This window comes from Zemynaea arenosa, assembly GCF_004614185.1.
Taxonomy (GTDB): Bacteria; Pseudomonadota; Gammaproteobacteria; order Burkholderiales; family Burkholderiaceae_D; genus Telluria; species Telluria arenosa.
Genome location: NZ_SPVF01000111.1, coordinates 1 through 18,786 on the forward strand (window position 1 = coordinate 1; position 18,786 = coordinate 18,786).

15 protein-coding genes are annotated in these 18,786 nt (G+C 67.6%); 7 read left to right on the forward strand and 8 right to left on the reverse strand.

Annotated features, from left to right (window positions below):
• The coding region (locus E4L96_RS23610; protein ID WP_167758637.1) for a hypothetical protein at positions 1–269 on the forward strand (269 nt) is incomplete at its 5' end.
• Positions 266–1,246 (forward strand): HD-GYP domain-containing protein, encoded by a 981-nt coding sequence (locus tag E4L96_RS08370; RefSeq protein WP_135206760.1) that lies wholly within the window; start codon positions 266–268, stop codon positions 1,244–1,246. The genes E4L96_RS23610 and E4L96_RS08370, both read left to right, overlap by 4 nt.
• 18 nt (positions 1,247–1,264) lie before the next feature.
• Here E4L96_RS08370 and E4L96_RS08375 read toward each other — a convergent pair whose 3' ends face one another.
• The 5 genes from E4L96_RS08375 to E4L96_RS08395 all read right to left on the reverse strand — a co-directional run bounded on the left by E4L96_RS08375 (position 1,265) and on the right by E4L96_RS08395 (position 8,160).
• A complete protein-coding gene (locus tag E4L96_RS08375; RefSeq protein ID WP_135206761.1) occupies positions 1,265–2,413 on the reverse strand; it encodes a glycosyltransferase family 4 protein in 1,149 nt (382 codons plus the stop codon).
• 7 nt (positions 2,414–2,420) lie between these two features.
• A complete protein-coding gene (locus E4L96_RS08380) occupies positions 2,421–3,560 on the reverse strand; it encodes a glycosyltransferase family 4 protein (RefSeq protein WP_229414314.1) in 1,140 nt (379 codons plus the stop codon).
• Positions 3,557–4,498 carry a GDP-mannose 4,6-dehydratase gene (locus E4L96_RS08385; RefSeq protein ID WP_135206762.1) on the reverse strand — a complete coding sequence of 314 codons (942 nt, stop codon included), beginning with the start codon at positions 4,496–4,498 and terminating at the stop codon, positions 3,557–3,559. The genes E4L96_RS08380 and E4L96_RS08385 overlap by 4 nt, the downstream gene beginning before the upstream one ends.
• A 1-nt stretch (position 4,499) precedes the next feature.
• Entirely contained in the window at positions 4,500–5,543 is a 1,044-nt protein-coding gene (gene gmd / locus E4L96_RS08390) for a GDP-mannose 4,6-dehydratase (RefSeq protein WP_135206763.1), read from the reverse strand.
• 316 nt (positions 5,544–5,859) lie between these two features.
• A complete protein-coding gene (locus tag E4L96_RS08395) occupies positions 5,860–8,160 on the reverse strand; it encodes an NADP-dependent malic enzyme (protein WP_370660734.1) in 2,301 nt (766 codons plus the stop codon).
• Between the two features lie 211 nt (positions 8,161–8,371).
• On the opposite strand from E4L96_RS08395, the gene E4L96_RS08400 reads away from it, so the two are divergent.
• The 5 genes from E4L96_RS08400 (at position 8,372) to thiL (ending at position 13,759) form a co-directional block, all read left to right on the forward strand.
• A complete protein-coding gene (locus tag E4L96_RS08400; protein WP_135206765.1) occupies positions 8,372–8,854 on the forward strand; it encodes a rubrerythrin family protein in 483 nt (160 codons plus the stop codon).
• Between the two features lie 42 nt (positions 8,855–8,896).
• Positions 8,897–9,061: a rubredoxin gene (locus E4L96_RS08405; RefSeq protein WP_135206766.1), complete on the forward strand. Its 165-nt coding sequence runs from the start codon at positions 8,897–8,899 to the stop codon at positions 9,059–9,061.
• Between the two features lies 1 nt (position 9,062).
• Positions 9,063–10,226, forward strand: a complete 1,164-nt coding sequence (locus tag E4L96_RS08410; protein WP_135206767.1) for an FAD-dependent oxidoreductase — start codon at positions 9,063–9,065, stop codon at positions 10,224–10,226.
• A gap of 166 nt (positions 10,227–10,392) precedes the next feature.
• A complete protein-coding gene (locus tag E4L96_RS08415) occupies positions 10,393–12,576 on the forward strand; it encodes a hybrid sensor histidine kinase/response regulator (RefSeq protein WP_135206768.1) in 2,184 nt (727 codons plus the stop codon).
• A 124-nt stretch (positions 12,577–12,700) separates the two neighbouring features.
• The gene (thiL, locus tag E4L96_RS08420; RefSeq protein ID WP_135206769.1) at positions 12,701–13,759 is read left to right on the forward strand and encodes a thiamine-phosphate kinase; all 1,059 of its coding nucleotides are present in this window, start codon (positions 12,701–12,703) and stop codon (positions 13,757–13,759) included.
• Positions 13,760–13,784: 25 nt separating this feature from the next.
• Here the strand turns inward: thiL and E4L96_RS08425 are convergent, their stop codons facing one another.
• The 3 genes from E4L96_RS08425 to E4L96_RS08435 all read right to left on the reverse strand — a co-directional run.
• Positions 13,785–16,337, reverse strand: a complete 2,553-nt coding sequence (locus E4L96_RS08425; RefSeq protein WP_135206770.1) for an EAL domain-containing protein — start codon at positions 16,335–16,337, stop codon at positions 13,785–13,787.
• On the reverse strand, positions 16,334–16,897 hold the full coding sequence (locus E4L96_RS08430) for a TOL_0243 family YfiR-like periplasmic protein (RefSeq protein ID WP_135206771.1): 564 nt from the start codon (positions 16,895–16,897) through the stop codon (positions 16,334–16,336). The genes E4L96_RS08425 and E4L96_RS08430 overlap by 4 nt, the downstream gene beginning before the upstream one ends.
• Positions 16,885–18,786, reverse strand: a 1,902-nt coding sequence (locus tag E4L96_RS08435; RefSeq protein ID WP_307721634.1) for a TOL_0244 family TonB-dependent receptor, incomplete at its 5' end; no start/stop codon positions are given. The genes E4L96_RS08430 and E4L96_RS08435, both read right to left, overlap by 13 nt.

The following is an 18,786-nucleotide window of genomic DNA, read 5'->3' on the forward strand; positions in this document are numbered from 1 at the left end:
GTGCCGCCCCGGATTGCGCCCGCGTGCGCGCCGGTGCCACGCGCCTGGAGCAGTCGCTCACCCGTGGCGCCATCGACGACGGCGCCCTGGCCGACCTCACCGCCGCCCTGTCCAATGGCCCCTGCGCGGGCCAGCTGCACAAGCTGCGCGAGGCCATCGACAACTTCGACTTCGACCGCGCCGCGCAGGACCTGCGCGCGCTGGCCGACTGCATGAACAGTTACAACGAACACTCTGCCGCCCAGGCGGCAGCAAAGGACCCGCAATGAACCACGCGCTGATCCTCGTCGTCGACGACGAAGCCAGCAACCTTGCCCTGCTGCGCCAGATCCTGCAGCCGCACCACCGCCTGGTGTTCGCCAAGGACGGTGCCCGCGCACTGGAACTGGCGCTGAGCGAAAAGCCGGACCTGGTCCTGCTGGACGTGATGATGCCGGGGATGACCGGCTACGAAGTGTGCCGCCGCCTGAAGGCCGATGCCGCCACCGCTGCCATCCCGGTGATCTTCGTGACCGCGCTGGACGACCATGCGGACGAACTGGAAGGCTTCGACGCCGGCGCCGTGGACTACATCACCAAGCCCGTGAGCCCGCCCATCGTGCGCGCCCGCGTGCGCACCCACCTGTCGCTGGTGCGGCTGGAAGAACTGCGCGAAACGCGCCTGGAAGTGGTGCGCCGCCTGGGCCGCGCCGCGGAGTACAAGGACAACGAGACCGGCCTGCACGTGATCCGCATGAGCCACTTCGCGCAGGTGCTGGCCCGCGCGGCGGGCATGAGCGAGCACGAGGCGGAAGATGTGCTGCACGCCGCGCCGATGCACGACATCGGCAAGATCGGCATCCCGGACCGCATCCTGCAAAAGCCCGGCGCGCTGGATCAGGAAGAGTGGCAGGTCATGCAGAGCCACGCCCAAATCGGCGCGGACATCATCGGTGATGCGCAGCACGGCATGCTGGCGGTGGCCCACAAGCTGGCCCTCACCCACCATGAGCGGTGGGACGGCAGCGGCTATCCGAACGGGCTGAAAGGGGACGAGATTCCGCTGGAAGGCCGCATCGTGGCCATCGCCGACGTGTTCGACGCGCTGACGTCGAAACGCCCGTACAAGGACGCCTGGCCGGTGGAGCGTGCGGTGGACTACCTGCGGGAGCAGAGCGGGCGGCATTTCGACCCGCAGCTGGTGCAGCTCTTCATCGCCAAATTGCCGCAGATCCTGGAGATCCGCGAGCGCTGGGCCGAGGCCTGAAACGCCGGTCCGGAAAGATCAGGGCTGGGCGGGCGCCAGCAGCGGCGCTTCCGCGTCGCGGGCCGCCAGCTCGCGGTACAGGCTCGTGTAGTTCTCCGCCATCTGCTCGGCGGTGAACAGATCCCAGTAGCGCTGCTCGGCGCGGCGGCCCATGCGGGCGGCCAGTTCCGGGTCTTCCCACAGCGTGCGCATGGCGCTGCCGAAGGCCTGCGGGTCGCAGTGCGGGACCACCAGCCCGGTCTCCCCGTGCTGGTTGATGAAACTGGTGCCGGTACCGATCTCGCAGGAGATCATGGGCTTGCCGAACATGGCCCCTTCCAGCAGCGAGATGCCGAAGGCCTCCGAGCGCAGGTGCGAGGGGAAAGCCATCGCGTACGACAGCTTGAGCAGGGCCACCTTGTCCTCGTCGCTGACGGCGCCCACGAAGTGCACGTTCACCAGCTGGAGGCGCTGCGCGTGCTCCTTCAGCTCCTGCTCCATCGGGCCCGAGCCGATGATCACCACCGGATACGGCAGATGGGCCATCGCGTCCAGCAGGTACTGCAGGCCCTTGTAGTAGCGCAGCACGCCGATGAACAGGAAGAAGCGCTCGCCGAGCGCGCTGCGCCACTTGTCCAGCGTGGCCGGCTGCGGCTCCGGATAGGCCGAGCGGTCCAGCCCATAGGTCACGATGCGCGTGTTGTCGCGGTGCTTCTGCAGCACCGGCGACGAGGCCAGGTAGTTGGGCGAGGTGGCGATCACCGCGTCCACGCTGGACAGGAAGCGGTGCATCAGCGGCGAGTACAGGCGCAGCAGCGTCTTCTGGCGCACGATGTCCGAGTGGTAGGTCACCAGCGAGGGCTTCTTCACGCGCGCCAGGAAGTGCGCGAGGTCGGCGAACGGCCAGGGGAAGTGGTAGTGGATGAGGTCCGCATCCTCGGCGCGGCGGGACAATTCGGCGATGGCCGCCAGCGAGATGCCGTTGGAGGCGATCTCGAAATCGAGCGGCACGCGGCGCACGGTGTGGCCTTCGAACTCGCGCACCGGGGCATTGCGCTCCCGCGTGAGCGACAGCACTTCGTTCTGCACCCCCAGGCGGCTGGTGCCGCGGCACAGCTGGCGGATCACCTGTTCGATGCCGCCCAGCGAATCCGGGTAGTAAGTCTTGTAGAAGTGAAGGACACGCATCAGGAACTCATCGGGAAAGCACGGCATGATACACGGCGGCCGTCTTGCGCGCCGTGCTCCGCCACGTCAGTTGTTGGGCGCGCGCGCGGCCGGCATCGATGCAGCGGCGGCGCAGGAATTCATCGTCCACCAGCGACAGCATGGCTTCGCTGATGTCCGGCACCGACAGCGGGTCCGGTTCCAGGGCCGCGCCCTGGGACACTTCGGGCAGCGCGCTGGCGCTGGAGGCCACCACCGGCACGCCGGCCGCGAAGGCCTCGATCACCGGGATGCCGAAGCCCTCGTACAGCGAGGGGAACACGAACACGCCCGCGCCATGGTACACGTGGCGCAGCTGCTCCTGGCTGGTCAGCTTGTCCAGCCACAGGATGCGCTCGCGCTTCTTGCGCAGGGCGGCGATCCGTTCGATGGTCTGCTCCGAGCGCCAGCCCGGCGCGCCCACGATCACCAGCTGGCGCTCCTCGCGCACGCGCTTGGGCAGCGCGAGGTAGGCATCGATCACGCGGTCGATGTTCTTGCGCGGCTGGAGCGTGCCGACGAACAGGAAGTAGCCGGGCTGCAGCCGGTGCACGCGCTGGGTGAACAGCATGTCCTTCGCCGGCGGGGGCTCGAACCAGACCTCGTCCACGCCCTGCAGCACCACGCTGATGTTCTTCTCCTGCACACCGAAGCATTCCACCAGCTCGGGGATCGCGAAGTGCGAGGGCGCGATGATGTGCTGCGCCTTTTTCGCGGCCTTCACCTGCAGCCAGTTCTTGAGGCGGCGCGCGTTCGGGTTGCACCACTCGGGGTATTTGATCGGCAGCGCGTCGTGCAGGGTGGCCACCACCGGGCAGTTCATGCGCACCACGCGGTAGTCGGTGACGTGGAAGATGTCCGCGTCCACTTTCGTGCGGTGCAGGAAGCCGGGGAACAGGGTGTCCATCGCGGTCGCGTGCTCGAAGGTGCGCTTGAAGGGCCGGCCAACGGTGATGTCGCCGGGCTGGCGGCCGCGCGCGCGCGGCCAGGAATAGGCTTGCACCGCGCAGCCTTGCGCGGGCAGCTGCTCGAGCAGGGCCTGGGTGTAGACGCCGATCCCGTCGAGCCGCCCCCCATTCAGCCCCGGTTCGATCATCGTCGTCCCCAGACCGACCCGCAATGCCGTCACGCCTCGTACATCCAGCGCAATGTATCCGCCAGGGGCGTGGGTTCGAGGTGGCCGATCACGCTGGTCAGCTTGGCGTTGTTGCCCACCAGCCGCAGCACGTCCTTGGCCCGGACGAAGGCCGGGTTGACCTCGACCTCGATCTCGTAGCCGGCGATGTCCGCCATCATGGACAGCACGTCCCCCAATGAGTACGCGCTGCCGGAGCAGACGTTGAAGGCCTGCCCCGCCGGGCTCACCGCCACCAGGCGCCGGTAGGCCTTGGCGACCATGCGCACGTCCGAGAAATCGCGCGCCACGGCCAGGTTGCCCAGCTCGATCTGCAGCGCGTTGCGGCGGAAGTGCGACACGATCTTCGGCAGCAGGAAGATCTCCTCCTGCCCCACCCCGGTGTAGTTGAAGGGCCGCGCGATGGTGATCGGCAGCTTGTCCATCCACAGCTGGGCCATGTGCTCCATCGCCAGCTTGCTGACGGAGTAGTCATTGGCCGGGCAGGGGATCACGTCCTCGTCGATGACGGGCACGGTGGCGTTGCCGTAGATGTTGGCGGAGGACGCCAGCAGCACCGCGCTCGGCCTGTGCTTCTGGGCGGCCAGCGCTTCCAGCAGGTGGCGGGTGCCGACCAAGTTGACGCGGTAGATCAGGTCCACGTTGTCGGTGGCGACGTAGGCGATGGCCGCCAGGTGGACCACCACGTCCGGCTGGATCTCGGCCACGGCGCGGTGCACGGCGGCGCGGTCGGTCAGGTCCACGGTGTGCACGTCCGGCCCCACCGGGTCGCCCGGCAGCACGGTGCCGAACACGCGGTAGCCGGCCTCGGTCAGCTCCCGGGCCATGTAGTGGCCGGTGAAGCCGTGCAGCCCGGTGATGAGCGCGCGCTTCCCTTCTCCCTCGCGATGCAGCACGAGGGCCGGGATGTGGTCGGGCGCCATCCGCGTCATGTCAGAACGAGAATCCCAGTTCGTTGCGGCGCAGGTCAGCTTCCACCATCATCTGGCACAGCTGTTCCAGGGAGACTTGCGGCACCCAGCCGAGTTCGTCGCGCGCCTTGGCCGCGTCGCCGACCAGCAGGTCGACTTCCGCCGGGCGGTAGAAGCGCGGCGACACGCGCACCAGCACCTTGCCGGTGCGGGCGCAGTGGCCGGTTTCCGCGTCGCCCTGCCCTTTCCATTCGATGCCGATGTTGGCGCCGCGGAAAGCCATGGTGACGAAGTCGCGCACGGTTTCGGTGCGGCCGGTGGACAGCACGTAGGTGTCCGGCGCGTCGGCCTGCAGCATGCGCCACATGCCTTCCACGTACTCCTGGGCATAGCCCCAGTCGCGCTTGGCGTCCAGGTTGCCGAGTTCCAGCACGTCCAGCTTGTTCTGGACAATCTTGGCCACCGAATCGGTGATCTTGCGGGTCACGAATTCGCGGCCGCGCAGCGGGGACTCGTGGTTGAACAGGATGCCGGAGGAGCCGAAGATGCCATAGGACTCGCGGTAGTTCACGGTCATCCAGTGTGCATACAGCTTGGCCACGCCATACGGGCTGCGCGGGTAGAACGGGGTGCTCTCGCGCTGCGGAATGCCCTGCACCTTGCCGAACATTTCCGAGGTCGAGGCCTGGTAGAACCGGGCGCTGGGCTTGACGATGCGGATCGCTTCCAGCAGGTTGACGGCGCCCAGGCCGGTGATCGAGGCGGTGGCGACCGGCTGTTCGAAGGACACGCCGACGAAGCTCTGGGCGGCCAGGTTGTAGACCTCGTCCGGATCGCTGGACTGCAGCAGGCGGATCGAAGAGGACAGGTCGGTCAGGTCGTACTCGACCAGCTTGAGATTCGGGTGGTTCGTGACGCCGAGCTCGTCGATCCGCCAGAAATTCACGGAGCTCGAGCGGCGATAGGTCCCGGTCACTTCGTAGCCCTTCTCGAGCAGAAGCTGCGCCAGGTAGGCACCATCCTGGCCGGTAATGCCAGTGATCAGTGCTTTTTTTGTTCGTTGCATGTGTGTTACTCGCATTTCCCGTGCGCGCACGGCGGGAGCCCGGGGGAAGACTTATAAACCTGCCATTCTAGCAGAGGTCTCTCCGCGGGCCCTGTTTCGATAGGGAAACAAGGTGAAAAATTTACAACATTGAGGGTCGAAATTATCGCCCATCGGTCCGAGCCAGAAGACTATGCTTTACCGATTGTTACGTGTGTAGAGAACTGTACTGCTTTGTCAGCAAAGCTTCGTTTGAGACGCATCAACCGGCGCCGGCGGGGGCAAAGCGGGAGTTGCCGCCCCGGCCGCCGCTGACACTTTTTCAAGTTCCGGGCGATTATCGCTCAGATACTGCATCCACGACGCACAATGCAGTCATGTTCACAATGCGGCGCACGGTGGCCGATTGTGTCAGGATATGGACAGGCTTGGCGCAGCCCAGCAGGACTGGCCCGATCGCGATGCCATTGCTGGCTGCGGTCTTGATGAGGTTGTATGAAATATTGGCCGCGTCCAGGTTCGGGCAGACCAGCAGGTTGGCGTCGCCCTGCAGGGTGGAGTGGGGCATCAGCTGGCGGCGGAACTTGGCGTCCAGCGCGGTGTCGCCGTGCATTTCGCCGTCGATTTCCAGCTCCGGCATCTTCTGCTGCACGATCGTCAGGACGTCGCGCATCTTGCGTGCCGATTCGCTGTTGGCCGAGCCGAAATTGGAGTGCGACAGCAGCGCCGCGCGCGGGATGATGCCGAACCGCTGCATCTCCTCGGCGGCCAGCATGGTGATCTCGGCCAGCTGCTCGGCGTTCGGGTTCTCGTTGACGTGGGTGTCGACAATGGCCAGCTGGCGCTCCGGCAGCAGCAGGAAGTTCATGGCGGCGTACACATTGGTGCCCGGACGGCGCCCCAGCACCTGGTCGATGTAGTGCAGGTGCAGGCCGGTGTTGCCGAAGGTGCCGCAGATCATGCCGTCGGCATGGCCCTTGTGGATCATCATCGCGCCGATCAGGCTGTGGCGGCGGCGCATTTCCAGCTTGGCGTAGTCCTGCGTCACGCCCTTCCGGTTGGTCATCTCGTAATAGGTCTGCCAGTACTCGCGGTAGCGCTCTTCATAGTCCGGATTGATGATGTCGAAGTGCTCGCCCATCTTCAGGCGCAGGCCGAAGCGCTCGATGCGGCGCTCCAGCACCGCCGGACGGCCGACCAGGATCGGGCGCGCCAGCTTTTCGTCGACCACGATCTGCACCGCGCGCAGCACGCGCTCCTCTTCGCCCTCGGCATACACGATGCGCTTGAGCTCGGGCGGCGCGGCCTTGGCCATCGCGAACAGCGGCTTCATGAAGGTGCCGCTGCGGTACACGAACTGCTGCAGGTGCGCGGCGTAGGAGGCCAGGTCGGCGATCGGGCGGGTGGCCACGCCGGACTGCTCGGCCGCCTTGGCCACGGCCGGGGCGATATGCATGAGCAGGCGCGGGTCGAATGGCATCGGAATCAGGTATTCCGGGCCGAACGAGAGGTTCTTGATGCCGTAGGTGGAGGCCACCACGTCGCTCTGCTCGGCGTGCGCCAGGTCGGCGATGGCGTGCACCACCGCGATCTCCATCTCACGCGTGATGGTGGTGGCGCCGCAGTCCAGCGCCCCGCGGAAGATGTACGGGAAGCACAGCACGTTGTTGACCTGGTTCGGGTAGTCCGAGCGGCCGGTGGCGATGATGGCGTCCGAACGTACCGCCTTCACGTCCTCCGGCAGGATCTCCGGGGTCGGGTTGGCCAGTGCCAGGATGATCGGGTTGGCGGCCATCTGGCGCACCATATCCTGCTTGAGCACGCCTGCGGCCGAGAGGCCCAGGAAGATGTCGGCGCCGGGGATCACCTCGGCCAGGCTGCGGTGCGGCGTGTCCTGGGCGAAGCGGGCCTTGTCCGGGTCCATCAGCTCGGTGCGGCCCTGGTAGACCACGCCGGCCAGGTCGGTCACGGTGATGTTCTCGATCGGGAAGCCGAGGTCGACGATCAGGTCCAGGCAGGCCAGTGCCGCCGCGCCCGCGCCGGAGACCACCAGCTTGCAGTGCTTGATGTCCTTGCCGACGATCTTGAGGCCGTTCAGGATGGCCGCGCCGACGATGATGGCGGTGCCGTGCTGGTCGTCGTGGAAGACCGGGATCTTCATCCGGTCGCGCAGCTGGCGCTCAATATAGAAGCACTCGGGCGCCTTGATGTCTTCCAGGTTGATGCCGCCGAAGGTCGGTTCGAGGGCGGCGATGATGTCGACCAGCTTGTCCGGGTCGGTCTCGTTGATCTCGATGTCGAACACGTCGATGCCGGCGAACTTCTTGAACAGCACGCCCTTGCCTTCCATGACCGGCTTGGCGGCCAGCGGGCCGATGTTGCCCAGGCCGAGCACGGCGGTGCCGTTGGAGATCACGGCGACCAGGTTGCCGCGCGCCGTATATTTATAGGCACAGGCCGGATCCTTGACGATTTCCTCGCAGGGCGCGGCCACGCCGGGCGAATAGGCCAGCGACAGGTCGCGCTGGTTGGTCAGTTGCTTGGTGGCCGTGACGGCAATCTTGCCGGGCCTGGGGAGCTCGTGGTACTCCAGCGCAGCCTGGCGCAGTTGTTGGCGCAACTCTTCTTTTTTGTCCACGGGTTCCATCTCGACTCGGCCTTCCTTGATTTTGCTGACAACAGAGGGTCGATTCTAGCAGACGGCTCCTGACCATTTGCTACGTATTTTCCCTGCTTTACAGCAAATCCCTATCGCTCTCTTCAATACAATCAATTTTACCTATTGATTGTGCGGCGCTATGATTCTTCACATACCGATTGCGTATTTCAATTCAAGGGAGAAGACCACCATGGCCAGCACCACCGATTCCGTCACCATCCAGAACCTCGAAGCCGCCTTCGCCGGCGAGTCGATGGCCCACATCAAATACCGCTATTTCGCGAAACTGGCGCGGGCCGCCGGTGCCATCGACGTGGCCGAGGCTTTCGAAGCCACCGCCGACCAGGAAGTCGCGCATGCCTTCGGCCATCTCGACCTGCTGTACCCGAAGGAGAAGCTGACCCCGGCCAAGGCGCTGGAGATCGCCATCGAAGGCGAAACCTACGAGTACACCGAGATGTATCCGAAGTTCCGCCACCTGGCGCTGGAAGAAGGCAATGCCGCCGCCGTGGCCGAGTACGACGAGCAGATCGCGGAATCGAAGGAGCACGCCGCCGCGTTCAAGCGCACCCTGGAGATCGCCGCCAAGCGCTTCGCCGCGCTGGCCAAGGTGGAAGAGCGCCACGCCAACCACTACAAGGCTGCGCTGGACAAGCTGAACGCCGCCGCCTGAACCCATCAATACATCAATATTTCTGAAGTAAAGGACTGAATAATGAAGACTTTCCAATGTATCGTCTGCGGTTTCATCTACGACGAAGCGGCCGGCCTGCCCGAGGAAGGCATCGCCCCCGGCACCCGCTGGGCCGACATTCCCGAAGACTGGTCCTGCCCGGACTGCGGCGTGGCCAAGTCCGACTTCGAGATGGTCGAGATCTGAGATGGAACCGGTCGTCATCGTCGGCGCGGGCATGGCGGCCTACGGGCTGGCCCGCGAGTTCCGCAAACTCGATCAAACCACCCCCCTTCTGATCGTCGCCGCCGACAGCGCGACCGCCTACTCCAAGCCGATGCTGTCCAATGCGCTGGCCCTGGGCAAGGCGCCGCAGCAGCTGGTGCAGCAGGACGCCGCCCGCATGGCGGGCCAGCTGGACGCGCGAGTACTGGCCGGGACAGCGGTCATGCGTATTCATCCGGAAGCGCGCACCATCGACACCGCGCAGGGCTCGCATACCTACCGTGCGCTGGTGCTGGCGACCGGGGCGAGCCCGATCCGCCTGCAGCTGGACGGCGACGGGGCCGACGAGGTCCTCTCCGTGAACAACCTGGACGACTATGCCGCCCTGCGCGCGCAGCTGGATGCCGTCGGCCAGCGCGCCCGCGTGACCATCCTGGGTGCAGGCCTGATCGGCTGCGAATTCGCGGACGACCTGCTGGCAGCCGGCCACCACGTGGACCTTGTCGATCCGAACGCGCGCCTGCTCTCCGCCTTGGCCGCACCGAGCCTGTCGGCCGGTCTCGCGCAGGCCTGGGCGGGCCGCAACGTGACGCTGCACCTGGGCCGCGTGGCCCGCAGCGTGCAGCGCGGCGCGGCCTCGCTGACGGTGACCCTGTCCGATGGCGGTACCGTGCGTGCGGACGTGGTCCTCTCGGCCATCGGCCTGCGCCCCAACGTGAGCCTGGCGCGCGAGGCCGGGATCGCCGTGCAGCGCGGCGTCCTGGTGGACCGCTACGGCCGCACCAGCGCGCCCGACGTGTACGCGCTGGGCGACTGCGCCGAGTACCACACCGAGGCCGGCAGCCGCGTGCTCCCCTACGTGGCGCCGATGCTGGCCGCGGCCCGCGCCATCGCCGCTACCCTGGCCGGCACGCCCACCGCGATCGACCTGAAGGCCGAGCCGGTGGTGGTCAAGACTCCCAGCTACAAACTGGCGCTGCTGCCGCCGCCTGTGGATGCGCAAGGCCGCTGGCACGATCATCCCGACGGCGAACGCACCGTCGCGCGCTTCATCGACCACGCGGGCGTGGTACGCGGCTTCGGCCTGTCGCACCCCACCCCGGCCTTGCGCACATCGCTTCTGTCGGCCCTCGGCCAGGCGGCCTAGCCGCGGGCACCGAGCGTGGCCACGGTGCCGGCGCATCCCGGCCGCACCGTGGCCGCACGTCCACCGCCCTAACCTGGGCGGGCTCCGGGCCGGGACAACGGTCGTCTTTGTCGCTCGCCTGCCGCACCGTGCTACCATCGCCCAGCGATTCCTCAGGAGCACCTTGTTGACCACCCCCGCCCGCCCCAGCAGCGATGCCCGCCGCACGGCCATGGCCATCGCGGTGACGCTGGTCCTCACCATTCTCGCCACTTCGATCGGGTCCGCCATCCTCCTGCGGGCGCGCACCGTCGACGACTGGAAGCGCCGCCTCGGCAACCTGGCGCTGATCGTCAGCGACAACACGGGCCAGCTCATGACGTCCGCCTACCTGGTGCTCGACAGCGTGACCGAGGACGTGCGCGACGCCCGCATCGACAGCCCGGCCGACCTGCGCGGCGCCTTCGCCAACGAAAAAACCTGGCAAACCCTGCGCGACAAGATCGGCGGCCTGCCCCACGTGAGCGTGGCGACGATCGTGGACGCCGATGGCGACATCGTCAGCTACTCGCGCTCCTGGCCGCACCCGAAGATCAACCTGGCCGACCGCGACTACTTCCAGGCCCACCGGACCAACCCGCACCTGGGGATCTTCGTCAGCGCGCCCGTGCGCAACAAGAGCAACGGCAAATGGACCTTCTATCTCAGCCGCCGCATCGACAACAGCCGCGGCGAGATGGTCGGCCTGGTGCTGATCGGCCTGTCCTGCGAATCGTTCACCAGCATGTTCAGGCGGATCAACATCGACCCGTCGTCGTCCCTGAGCCTCTACCGCAGCGACATGACCCTGCTGTCGCGCTCTCCGCCGGACGATGAGGCCATGGGCCGCACCGACCGCGGTGAACCCGTGCGCGCCGTGCTGGCCGGCGGCAAAGGCGCAGGCGTGCAGCTGACCGAGCCCGCCAGCGACCACCCCGGCGAGCCCCAGCTCCTCATGGACGCGGTGCGCCAGGTGGACAAGTATCCGCTGGTCGTGGACATCACGGTCACGGACAAATACTTCCTGCGCAACTGGACCACCATCGCACAGCTGATCGGGGCCCTGGCCGCGGGCAGCATCCTGGCGCTGCTGATCGCCTTCACCCTGCTGGTGCGGATGATCGGGCGCCGCGAACAGGACGCCCTCACCGCGCTGGAACTGAAGGCGCAGGCGGAAGCGGCCAACGAGGCCAAGTCCAGCTTCCTGGCTACCATGAGCCACGAGATCCGCACGCCGATGCACGGGATGCTCGGCATGTCCGAGCTGCTGCTCGAGACGCAGCTGACAGCGGAGCAGGACCAGTACGTGCGCCACATGCGCGACAACGCGGACACCCTCATCGGGATCATCAACAGCGTGCTCGATTTTTCAAAGATCGAGTCGGGCCGCACCGAGCTCGAAACCATTCCGTTCGCGCCGCTCGCGGCGGCCCAGCGGGTGGTGGAGCTGCACCGCCCCAACGCGCGCAAGAAGAAGCTGGAGCTGCGCTTCGACAGCGCGGTCGGTGCGGAGGTGCAGCTGATGGGCGACCCGACCAAGTTCGCCCAGGTGCTGGGCAACCTGGTGGACAACGCACTCAAGTTCTCGGCCGCGGGCAGCGTGCAGGTGACGCTGCGCATCGAAGGGAATGTGCAGCCGGGGCATCCGGTGCAGCTGCATTGCAGCGTGACCGACAGCGGCATCGGGCTGGAACCGGAAGCCCTGGGGCGGCTGTTCACGCCCTTCACGCAGGCCGACAGCGGCATCTCGCGCAAGTTTGGCGGCACCGGGCTGGGACTGGCGATTTCGCGGCGGCTGGTGGAGCTGATGGGCGGGGCGATTGCGGCGCAGAGCCATCCCGGCCAAGGCTCCACGTTCTCGTTCTGGATCATTTGCCCGGTGGCGGCGGTGCAGTCTCCGGTAGCGGATGCCCAGGCCGGAGAGGGAGCCCTGGCGAGTGTGTTGCCGGACAGTGGCCGGGTGCTGCTGGCCGACGACAATGAGCTGAACCGGCAGCTGGCAGCGCTGCTCTTGCTGCGGATCGGCTTCGTGGTGGACGAGGCGGAAAACGGCGAGGAAGCGGTGGAGATGTTCGGCGCGCGCCAGTACGCCCTGGTGCTGATGGACTGCATGATGCCGGTGCTGGACGGCTTTGCCGCCACGGCCCGCCTGCGCGCGGTCGAACGGGAGCAGGGCCGCGCGCGCACGCCGGTGGTGGCCCTGACCGCGAGCGCGGTCGATGGCGACCGCGAACGCTGCCTGGCCGCGGGCATGGACGATTACCTGGCCAAGCCGTTCAGCTTCGAGCAGTTCGAAGAGATGGTGCGCCGCTGGGTCGCTGCGGAAGTTTAAGCGATAGCCTGCGCCCACTGCCCGTCTCAGCTCAGGACGGCTGCTGGCGCCCGTCCCTCAAGGGTCGGTCCCCGCACGGGGACGGCCCCGGTGTTGTCCCCCGCGCCAGCGCTACAATGCGCGCATGCTCTCCGAATTTGACCTGATCCGCCGCTATTTCCAGCGGCCGCACCGTCCGGGCCAGGCGGTCCTTGGTATTGGCGACGACTGCGCCCTCCTCGCTCCCCGGCCCGGCATGCAGCTGGCCGTATCCACCGACATGCTGGTGGAAGGCCGCCACTTCTTCGCTGGTGCCGATGCGCGCCAGCTGGGCCACAAGGCGTTGGCCGTAAACCTGTCCGACCTCGCCGCCATGGGCGCGCGGCCGCTTGCATTCACGCTCTCCCTCGCGCTGCCTGCGGCCGATCCGGCGTGGCTGGAGCCGTTCGCGGAAGGCCTGTTCGCGCTGGCCGACGCACATGGGTGCGAGCTGATAGGCGGCGACACCACCAAGGGGCCGCTCACGATCAGCATCACCGTGTTCGGGGAGATCGCACCCGGCCACGCGCTGCGCCGCGCGGATGCGCAGGTAAGCGACGACATCTGGATCTCCGGCACGCTGGGCGACGCCAGGCTGGCACTTGCGGGCTACCTCAACGAAGTCCCGCTGACCGCCGACGAACTGGCCACCGCCGCCCCGCGCATGCACGCGCCCACGCCGCGCGTCGCCCTCGGCCTTGCGCTCGCGGGAGCGCCGGACACCGGCGAAACCAATGCTCGCGCTGCCGCCAACGCGGACGCGGATTCCGCGCCCGTGCGGGCAGGCGCTGCGCACAACAAACGCCTGGCCCACGCGGCGCTCGATATTTCGGATGGCCTGACCGGCGACCTGGGGCACATTTTGAAAGCCTCGAACGTCGGCGCCACGCTGGATGCCGACGCGCTGCCCGCCGGCCCCGCGCTGGCGGTCCAGCCGCAAGACCTGCGCCGCCGCTACACCGCCGCCGGTGGCGACGACTACGAACTCTGTTTCACCGCCCCGGCCGCGCACCGCGCCGCCATCGCCGCCGCCGGCGTGCATACCGGGACGCGTGTCACCCGCGTCGGCACCATCGACGCTGCCCCCGGCCTGCGCTTCGTGGACGCCGCCGGCCAGCCGCTCGACCTGAACGTGCGCGCCTGGGACCACTTCTCCGCCGAATGACGAGCACCGCCCCCGCGCTGCCGGGCTAGCCAGCCAGCACCTCGTCCACGCCATCGGCCTTCTCGGCGCTGGTCTTCCAGTAGTGCTGGAACGCCTGCCGGATGTTCTCGCGCAGCGCGTCGTCATCCCACGGCTTGGTGTAGAAGCGGTAGATCGAGCCGCGGTTGATAGAGTCGAGCACCGAGTCCACCGCCGTGTAGCCGGACAGGATGATGCGCACCGTCTCCGGATACATCTCCTTCACCTTGCTGAGGAATTCCGTCCCGCTCATGAGCGGCATGCGCTGGTCGCAGACGATCACGTGGACCGGGTTCAGGGCCAGCAGCTCGAAGCCTTCCGCCGGCGACACCGCCGTCAGCACCTTGTAGTTATCGCGCCGGAACAGCCGGTGCAGCGACGCCAGCACGTTCACATTGTCGTCCACGATCAGCAGTGTGGGCTGGCTGGCATCCGGCAGCGACGCATCCAGCGGGGCCCCGCGATTCTGGATCACCAGCTCGCCCAAAGCCTGGGCGGGCAAGGGACGGCTGAAGTGGAAGCCCTGGATCTCGTCGCAGTGATGCCGCTGCAGATAGGCCCACTGTGCGCGCGTCTCCACGCCTTCCGCCACCACCTTCATGTGCAGGCTGTGCGCCATGCCGATGATGGCGCGCGCGATGGCCGCGTCGTCCGGATTCACGGTCACATCCCGCACGAAGGCAATGTCGATCTTCAGTTTGTCGACCGGGAAGCGCTTCAGGTAGGCCAGACTCGAATAGCCGGTGCCGAAATCGTCGATGCCAACGATGACACCCAGCTCCTTGAGGTTGTTGAGGATGGCCACCGTGCGGTCGGCATTGGCCATCAGCGCGCTCTCGGTCAGCTCCAGCTCCAGGCAGTGCGGATTGATCTGGTGCCGCGCCAGCGCTGCCCGGACCACGCCTTCCAGGTCCCCTTCCACGAACTGGCGCGAGGACACATTCACCGCCACCCGCACGTCCCCGACGCCATTGGCCTTCCATTGCGCCATCTGTCTGCAGGCCGCATCGATGATCCAGTCGCCCACCCGCACGATCAGGCCCGTGTCCTCCATCACCGGCACGAATTCGGCCGGGAACACCATCCCGTAGCCCGGCCGGTGCCAGCGCAGCAGCGATTCGACGCCCGCGATGCGTCCCGTGCGCGTGTTGACCTTGGGCTGGAAGTAGAGCAGGAACTCTTCGTTGTCCAGCGCCCGGCGCAGCGCCATCTCCAGGTCCAGGCGCGCCAGCACCTGCACGTTCATCCCGGCGGTGAAGAAGCGGTAGCCGTCGCGTCCCGCTTCGCGCGCGCGGGCCATGGCCGCATCGGCAAACTTGACCAGCGTCTCGGGGTCGGTCGCATCGTCCGGATACATCGCAATGCCGATGGATGCGGTGAGCACCACTTGATGGCCATCGAGATCGAAGGGGGCGCGCAACTGCTCGCGCACCGCGTTCGCCACCTGCACCGCATCCTGCTGGTTGCGCGACATGGTGAGGATCAGCGCGAACTCGTCGCCCCCAAGGCGTCCCACCGTATCGCGAATGCGCACACAGTCCATCAGCCGCCCGCTGAACTGGCGCAGCAGCTCGTCCCCGCGCGCCGCGCCCAGCGACTCGTTGACGCCCTTGAAGCGGTCCAGCGTGATGAACAGGACCACGATGCGCCACTCCTTGTCCCGGGCCAGCTCGATGGCCTCATACAGGGTGCGGAAAAACAGCGTGCGGTTGGGCAGGCCGGTGAGGCTGTCGTAGGAGGCCAGGTGCCGCAGCCGCTGCGCCGCGATCACGCGCTCGGTGATGTCGCGCGCCACCGCGATCAGGATGCGGCCGCCGTCCGAGTCCACGGTCTGCCAGTTGATCTCGACCGGCACCGTGTTCTGGTCCGCGCGCTGCAGATGGCTTTCCACCAGCTCAGGTTCCGACGGTGCGGCCGGAGTGTCGCGGCGCGCCAGCGCCAGCTCGGCCAGGCCGATGGTCTGCGCGCCCGCGGCCTGCAGCCCGGCCCTGGTGTAGCCCAGCATGCGGCAGGCGCCTTCGTTGGCGTCGAGCACCTCCAGCGAGACTTCATCGAGCAGGAAGATGGCGTCCCCGGTCGCATCGACCGCGCTGCGGAAGCGCTGCAGCTGCGCGGTGCGGTCGCGCACCAGCGCTTCCAGGTTGCCGCTGTAGTCCACCAGCTTGCCGTTGAGAAGCCGCACCTCCAGCATGTTGCGGATGCGGGTCAGCACCTCCAGCGGATCGAACGGCTTGCTGATGAAGTCCCGCGCACCCGCATCGAGCGCCGCGATCTTGCGGTCCGGGTCCGCCGTCACCACCAGCACCGGCAGGTAGCCGTCCTCGATCTTCTTCAGCTCCTCCATCACCTCGAAGCCGCTCATGCCCGGCATGTGCAGGTCCAGCAGGATCAGGTCATAGCGGTGCTCCGCGTGCAGCGGTGCCACGGTGCGCGGGTCGCGCGTGTTGCTGACGTTCCGGTAGCCCGTGTTGACCAGCAGGTATTCCAGCAGCTGGACGTTGACCTCCTGGTCGTCCACCACCAGGATCCTGGCGTTCTGCAGTTCTTCCTTCGAGATCATGGCAATCCTTCCCGCTGCAGCACGCGGGTGGCGGCCGTCAGCATGCGGGCGCTGATGCGCAGGTGGGCCTGGGCGGCGGGCCTGAGCGCCACTTCGAAGCGCAGGCGGTCATCGGCGACCAGGAAATTGATCATGCTGCCGAGGGCGAAGGCGTCGGTGGAATCGGTCACCGTCAGCACCGGATGCCCGCGCGCGGCCGCCAGCAGATCGCCGCTGGGCGAGCCGGCAAAGAGCATGTGCACGCCCGCCAGGGAATCGCCGCGGCGCAGGCGGCGCACCTGCAGCGGGTGGCCGCTGGCGGTGCGCCCGGCCACCATCTGCTCCAGCTGGTCGGCCAGAGCGCTGTCGTGCGCCACGCCGATCACCACCGGGCTATCGGGCTGCGGCAGCGCGCCATCCGGCCACTCGACATAGCCTGCGAATTTGTAGAGGTAGGCCGCCTTGACCTGGCGCTCCAGCGCGTCGTCCGCGTGCGCGGAGCCGATGCACCATAGCCACGCCAGCAGCATGGCCCGCCCCAGCAGGCCCGCGGCGGAAGGACGCGGCGTCAGAAGCGCCATGTCACCCGTGCGGTGAGCTGCCGGTCCCACGAGCTGCGCCCGGCCGCGCTGCCGAATTCGGCGTGGCCATCGGCAAACAGGTTGAGCGCCTGGACGGACAGCTCCAGGTCTCGGCGCAGGCGCCAGCCAAGGCGGATATCGCCTGCCGTGTAGGCCGGCACGGAGGGCCGCGGCAGGCTGCCCACGTGGCGCAGGCCCGCATCGAGTTCCAGGTCGTCCGTCAGGTCCCAGGAGGAACGGAGGCTGGACCAGGCGCGCGGATCATTGTTGGCCAGGCCCGTGCTGCCCGCGAGATCCTGGCTGCCTGGGGCGAGTTCCAGCTCCAGGTGCTGGGCCGTGTACCCGGCGGTGAGCCGCCAGCGCGGCGTTACGCTCCAGGTGCCGGACAGTTCGATGCCGTAGCTGGTGCCATTGGCCTGGTTCCGGAAGACGGCGCCCGGGCCGGCCGCATTCGGCTCCAGCGTGCGCAAACGCGAATACTCGCTGTAGTAGAGCGTGGCCGCATACGAGAGGCTGGGGCGCGGCTGCCCGCGGTAGCCCGCCTGCACCACGCGCGCCACCTCGGACACGAAATCCGGCCCGCCCGCGATCGTGTACTGCGGCACGCCGTTGACCACTGCCGGTGCGGCCGGCGAATAGAAATCCCGGTCGATCCGGGAGGGCACGCGCACGGCGCGCGAGAGCGAGGCCCACAGCATGTGGTCGGGGTGGACGTCCCAGGCCACGCTCAGGTAGGGCAGCTTTTCGGTGCCGGTGTAGCTGTTGCGCTCCAGCTTGAGGCCGAGGTTCAGGCGCAGCGTCGCGGCCAGGCGCAGCTCGTCCTGGGCGTAGATGTTGGTCCAGGCGAGGATCTCGTCGCCCGGCAAAAACGCGAAGTTCGCGCCGTTGGTCACGTGGTCGCGCGCCTGGCGGTAGCCGCCGCCCCAGATCAGCAGGTTGGCCGCGTTCAGGCGCAGGGTGTGCTGCAGGTCCAGGTCGAAGGTATCCAGGTGCTCGATGAAGGCGTTGGGCTGGTCGCGCTCCGTGTGGTCCAGATAGGCCTGCACCCGCAGTTCGGAACCACCGGACAGGAGGCGCGTATGGCGCGCCAGCAGGTTGGCGCCGCCGGTCTCGATCTCGCGCGTGCCCGCCTGGTGCAGCGAGCCGTGGTAGGCGTCGCCCTGCAGGGTCAGGTCCCCGCCCAGGCCGGGCAGGTCGTAGCGGAACCCGGCCTGGCGGCGGCGCCACCCGGTCTGGGTATTGCGGCCCGCAGCGGTCTCGCTGTCTTCGCCCTGCGCGTACTTGCCGTACACGCGGTAGTAGCCGCCCCCCGCCCTGCCGCCATAGCGCACCGACCCGTCACGCACGTCGCGGCCGCCGCCCAGCGAGACCTGGCTGCCCTGGGTGTCGGCAGCGCGCCTGGTGATGATGTTGATGACGCCATTGACGGCGTTGGCGCCCCAGATGGTGGCCCCGGGCCCGCTGATGACCTCAATCCGGTCGACGTCTTCCAGCACCACGTCCTGCGCGTCCCAGTAGACGCCCGAGAACAGCGGCGAATACACGGTGCGCCCATCGATCAGCACCAGCAGCTTGTTTTCGAAGGCGCTGTTGAAGCCGCGCGCGGTGACGGCGTAGTTACGCGCATCCAGGCGCGCCACCTGCAGGTTGGGCGCGAGCCGCAGCGCTTCCGGCAAGGTGCTGGCGCCGGCGCGGCGGATTTCGGCGCCACGGATCACGTACACCGGCGCGGGCGTGTCCACCAGCCGCTCGCTGCGCCGCGACACACTGGTGATCTGGATGTTGGTGAGTTCTTCCAGCGACAGGCTGGCAAAATCCTCGGGCGCCGCGAGGGCTTCCCCGGCCGCTCGCGCGGGAGCGGCGGACAGCGCCAGCGCGGCGGCGGCGGC